The 5,327-nt window shown below is 59.3% G+C and carries 5 protein-coding genes; 2 read left to right on the forward strand and 3 right to left on the reverse strand.

The window, feature by feature from the left end:
* Positions 1-132 precede the first annotated feature (132 nt).
* Positions 133-558 carry a hypothetical protein gene (locus LDN95_RS22715; protein ID WP_226019781.1) on the forward strand — a complete coding sequence of 142 codons (426 nt, stop codon included), beginning with the start codon at positions 133-135 and terminating at the stop codon, positions 556-558.
* Between the two features lie 266 nt (positions 559-824).
* Here LDN95_RS22715 and LDN95_RS22720 read toward each other — a convergent pair whose 3' ends face one another.
* Both LDN95_RS22720 and LDN95_RS22725 read right to left on the reverse strand, forming a co-directional pair.
* Complete coding sequence (locus tag LDN95_RS22720) at positions 825-1,910, reverse strand: PepSY domain-containing protein (RefSeq protein WP_226019780.1); 1,086 nt, start codon at positions 1,908-1,910, stop codon at positions 825-827.
* Positions 1,911-1,914: 4 nt separating this feature from the next.
* Positions 1,915-4,077, reverse strand: coding sequence for a TonB-dependent receptor (locus LDN95_RS22725; RefSeq protein WP_370631734.1), 2,163 nt, complete (start codon positions 4,075-4,077; stop codon positions 1,915-1,917).
* A 258-nt stretch (positions 4,078-4,335) separates the two neighbouring features.
* Here LDN95_RS22725 and LDN95_RS22730 point away from each other — a divergent pair, with 258 nt between their 5' ends.
* Positions 4,336-5,157, forward strand: a complete 822-nt coding sequence (locus tag LDN95_RS22730) for an HWE histidine kinase domain-containing protein (protein ID WP_226019783.1) — start codon at positions 4,336-4,338, stop codon at positions 5,155-5,157.
* Positions 5,158-5,168: 11 nt separating this feature from the next.
* On the opposite strand, the gene LDN95_RS22735 is transcribed toward LDN95_RS22730, so the two are convergent.
* Positions 5,169-5,327, reverse strand: coding sequence for a transposase (locus LDN95_RS22735; RefSeq protein ID WP_226019784.1), 159 nt, complete (start codon positions 5,325-5,327; stop codon positions 5,169-5,171).

Here is a 5,327-nt window from a genome sequence, read left to right on the forward strand (position 1 = left end):
CTCCACCACCAACATCCCGATCTCGCCACCTGGAAAACCAGGCAGCCCGCTACACCATCGGAATGAGGGGTCCCTTTTAGACGCCGATCACCCCGCTAACGGGGTCCCTTTTGCACGCCGGTCCACACAGAACTGTCGCAAAACCATTCGATGATTGCCGCGATCCGTGCGCATCATCGGGCGGGCAAACCGATTTTGGCGGAATGCGGCGGTATGCTTTACTGCCTTGATGAGCTCGATGACGGTAAAGGTCACAGCGCGCCGATGCTGAAGCTGATGCCTGGTAAGGGTATCATGCAAGGCCGTCTTGCGGCCCTCGGCTTGCAATCCGTCGAGTTGAATGGCGGCATATTGCGAGGCCACACGTTCCACTATTCTCGGCTCGAAACGACGGTCCGGCGCTATTGCGGCGCACAAGGCACGAAGGGCGCTGAGGGGGAAGCAATCTACCACTGTGGCAGCCTCTGGGCCAGTTACGTACACCTCTATTTTCAGTCCGCCATGTCGGCCGCCGCTTCAATCTTCCGGCCTCGCACAGCCGACGCGACCGGGTCGTGAACTGATTAACAGATGGCAGGAGCTGATGAAGACATCATCAGCCTCGAACGTCCGCTGTGAAAGGCGGCCGCGGCCTTCACCGGATGGCTACCTTTAGGGTCGGTATCGCGGCGCTGTGATTGATGTCGGCCACGCTGTGGAGTGGGGCGTGTTAACTTTCTTTGCTTTGCTCTGGCTAGCTGTGGCAATTTTGCTACCGCTCCGGGCCGCCACGAGCCCGTCGAGGCAATGGCCATCGTGATCGAGCCAGTTCAGCTTTTCAAGCGTCAGCACGGCCGCGAGCAGCTGCTGGAGCGCGATGCTGCTTGCCTTTGCTTCTTGCAAAACCAGAAGCTCCACACTGAAAGCGATCCAAGCAGTGCCAAGGCCAGACCAACGGCGGTGAGGAGCAGCCGATAGGCAAGTCCTCCGACCTTTCCTGCATGCAGGGGATAGGCCATGTTAAATGCCTGTGTACCAGCATGCATCCTGGTTGCGTCACGGTTGCCCAGTAAACGACCGTCAGTGGGATCAAACCACAGCATGGTACGGCCGTTCGGCAACCATTCGGCCGATTGCTTCATGCGAATGGTTATCGGATCGCCCGGCTTTTTCGGAATCGCAAGGATGCGCAATTCGGCAGTCGGAAACGCTTCGTGAGCGATCCTGATGATCGCGTGCCAATCGAGATCACGCGCTAGCGGTCCGACCGCAAATTTCGGAGCTTTTAGATCGGCTTCGATTGCTGCTGGGGAAGAAAGCGGCGCCAGCACGGTACCGGCGACCGGACGGAAGATCATCATCGTGCCAGTGAGCGCCAAAATCAGCAGCACGGGAGTGGCAATTATCCCCAGGTCGCGGTGCTGCATGCGGATGGCGGGGCCGGACATGCGTCGTGGCCAAAGCCGGAACCTGAACGTCCGGCGGGTGCGCCACCATAGTACCGCCCCAGTCACGGCAAAAACGATAGCAGCAAGCCCCGCAACCCCCACGACAGTTTCACCGACATCGCCGGTGAACAAGTGATGGTGCAAGTCGAACAGCCACAGCTCGGGCCGCTCCCATTTGCTCGACCAGCGGGCGATGACCTCACCGCGTTGGGTGGCGTATAGCCCGTGCGCCCCATCCCGTAACTGCACCAAGCCGAAACGGTCGCTGGCGAAAACAAGACTTTCGCCGCCCTTCGCCCCGCCCAGCAACTGTTCTGCGAGCTGGCCGAGCTGGGAGGGATCCGTTACCCGTACGTCCGACGCATGGGGCAGGCTCATCCACTCTTCCTTGTGAACCAGGATCGCGCCGCTCAGCCCAAGGATCGCGAGGATCAGCCCCAGAACTCCACCGCACCAACGGTGCAACAGGTCCATCAGCTTCATCATCTTAGAAGCGGTAGTCCCAGCCCAGCGTGAAGCTGCGCCCTCGGCCAGAAAAATAGAAGGTGTTGTCCGTCGGCCGCTGTGTATCGCTCGCATAGGTGATGTATTGCCGGTCGAACAGGTTCTGCACGCTCAGCGTCAGGGCCCCGGCGCCTGTCTGGTATCGAACGCTGGCATCGGTCAGGGTATACCCGCCGAAATCGTTTCGAGGATCTCGTACCAGCCCCCTGAACTTTCGCGAGAAGTAGACTTGGGTCTGGATGCGCGCCGAGAGCGGCCCCTTGGCATAACTTGCCGCAAAATTGAGTCGGTCCGGCGAAATGTTGGCACCATCAAGATCGGTATCGACGACGTCGTCACCATTGCTGTCGAAGCGTCCCGAAAGATGAGCATAGCCGGTACTGAGCTTCAGACCTTCAATCGGCGTCATGACCGAGAGATTGATCTCGATGCCCTCGATTTTTACACGCTGGCGCTGCACATCGTAGATGCCATCTGGACGGGCGATGAGCAGCTGGCCCTTGTCCGAGGACGACCAGAAATACGTGGCCGATGCATCAAGTGGTCCACGCTTGAGCTCGATGCCAAGCTCGCGATTGTTCGAAACGATCGGGCTGATGTCGAGAAAGGTATCGATATCGACCCCGGAACGGTTCACCGCGCGAGTGATGCGACCGACGTCGGGCACCGTGTATCCTTCGGCGTAGCTGGCATAGGCGCGAATGCCTGGCACCGGTTCGACGATTACGCCACCATTGAGCAACGTATCGGAAAAACGCGGGCTGCCGCCGGCGACCTGCGCGCGATTTGACGTGGCAAGGGTAGTGTAGTCATTGATGGTGATGCGTACATCTTCATGCCGCACCCCGGCAGCAAATCGCAGAACCTTGTCGAACAGGGCGAGGTTTGCCTGGGCGAACGGGGCAAGGCTGCGGAAGTCGGTTGGCGGCACCCACACCCGGTCGGTTGCGATCAAGCGCTGCTCGGTCTTGTCCCAGAGCGCATCGATGCCGACGATGGTGGTCAGCGCCTCAAGGCCGGGGACCGCGCGCTCGTAGCTGATCTTGCCACCATACTTGCGTGAACGGTTCTGCGACTGGTCGAAGAGCGTTCCGACAGGCGCAATGAGCGGGTCCTGGAAGGTTGCTACCGGAGCAATCTCTCCACCGAAGGTGTCGCGACTACGGTTCCAGAACACTTGCGTAATCAGATTGCCGCCCCACAGCGCACTGTCAGTCAACGAAAGGGCAACGCTTTCGGCGCGGTTGGCTGCTGGCACGCCTGGGGGCGTCCCGATCACGGCGCTGGTTGGCAGGTCCCTGAGGCGATCGCCGTTGGCTGCGACATAATCGCCATCGCTCTTGAGTTCGAAGCGGCTGGCGATGAGGTCAAGGCGTGCGCTGTCGCTCAGTGCGTAGCCAAAGCGGCCGAACAGTGAGAGTGTGGCGGTGTCCTGCGTTTCGCCTTGCGTCAGGTTGATGCCGACGCGGCGATCCTCCGCGTCGTAGAAGACGCCTCGGCGTTCGTATGCAGCACCAACGGAGGCGTCGAAGCGCCCGCTCTTGTATTGGACCAGACCCGCGGTCTTGCCGCCAATGCTATCACTCTCAAATCCATCGGCAGCGGTTCCTTGGATCAGAGCGCGACCGCTGATCCCGTCCTGCCTGGGGGCGCCGACGGTAACCTGGTTGACGATGCCGCCGGTGCCACCAATCCCTTGGAGCGCGTTCGACCCGAAGATCAGTTCGACCCGATCGATGAAGAATGCGTCGATCGTGAAGCCGTCGCGACTGCCGTCGCGAAGTGGCGTCGACTGCGGGATACCGTTGATTGCATAGAGCGGAGAGCGACCGCGCAACGTCTCTCCAGCACCTGAAAGCTTCTGCCGCGTTGGCGAAAATGAGGGCGTGAGCGTGGCTACGGCATCTGTCACTGACCCTGATATCGCCACCTGCTGGTCGAGGTCCTCTTTGCCAATCACGTCAACGGTCAAGGGTAGGGCGTTCGCTGGCAAGATTGATCGCGCCGCAGAGACGATGATCTCATCTGAACTCTCTGCTTGGGTCGCGGAATCCTCAGGCTTTGTGGCTTGCTGAGCAAATACAGGAGCGCTCGACAAGCAGGCTGCAGTTGACAGGAGGAGAACGTAGGTTGCGGAATTGGACAAGGGGCTGACCTCGGAATCTGGACGCAGAGCCGGCTAGCAACCTTCCGATGCTAATGCAAGCTATTCGCAATAATGGGTCAACATATTGAGTTTGTCGGCTTTCGGATCCGACAACTGTGTAAAATCGGTCTCAGTCTCACCAAGGTTGACAAGCAATCGAGAAGGTCCACTAGTGACCTAGATTGGGGATAAGAGTTGCGCCGCAGTGGTTTCATCCGAAGCCTGACCAAGTCGCGCCCGTTTTGGGCGAAGGCAGCGATGCTTGTCCTAGCTTTGTCAGCCGTGACGCTCGTCCGTTGGTATATCGATCGGGGCAGGTCCGGCGCGCCCTTTGCGCTTTACTATCCGCTGGTGATTTTGGTCGCTGTTGCGTTCGGCGGCAGATGGGCTGTCGCCGCTGGGGCGTTGTCCAGCCTCTTGTCGGTTGTCCTGTTCGTTGACCCCGCTTTTACGCTCCGGGCTTCGATACCCGATCTGGTTATCCTTAGTCTGTATGCCTTTGGCTGCACGCTTGTCGCCTTTTTCGGGCACCTACTACGAGCTACGATGCGCGAAGCCGACGAGAATGCTGCTGCCTTGAACAGCATCAATCGCGAACTGCATCATCGTTCGCGTAACGTTGCAACGGTGGTGCGTGCCCTGCTGCATCGTGCAAGGAAATCCCAACCGCAAAGCATCCAACTCGACCAGTTCGAGGCTCAGCTAACGGCTTTGTTTGCGGCTAACGAGATACTGAAGTTCGGCATGGCTAAGTCATGCGATCTCAAGGCTCTGGCGCAGGCGGTGCTGCGGCCATTCCCAATCCAGCAAATCAAGTTACTTGGACCGGCTTACGAGGTCCCAGAGCAGGTCGTTACGCGTCTCGCCATGATCCTGCACGAACTGGCCACAAATGCCGTCAAGTATGGAGCCCTGAGCGACGAAGGCGGTCAAGTGGCGATCACCTGGGCCGACAAGAATGGGTTATTGCAGATTGTCTGGCAGGAAACAGGGGGGGCCGCCGGTACAACAGCCCTCTCGCGAAGGGCTGGGCTCCTATCTTCTGAGGCCGGGAGGAGGTCTGAATCACTGACCGGCTGACGCCGGTAGGATCAAGCGGTGGGGCTGAAGCCGTCCTTGTGGCTATGTCGGTCGAGGTAACGCATGATGATGTCATCGGTGATGTTGCCGGATGTGGTCGAGAAGTAGCCGCGCTGCCAGAAGCGTTGGCCCCAATATCGTTTGCGGATGTGCTCGAATTCCTGTTGGAT

The organism is Novosphingobium sp. FKTRR1 (assembly GCF_020404405.1).
Lineage (GTDB): Bacteria > Pseudomonadota > Alphaproteobacteria > Sphingomonadales > Sphingomonadaceae > Novosphingobium.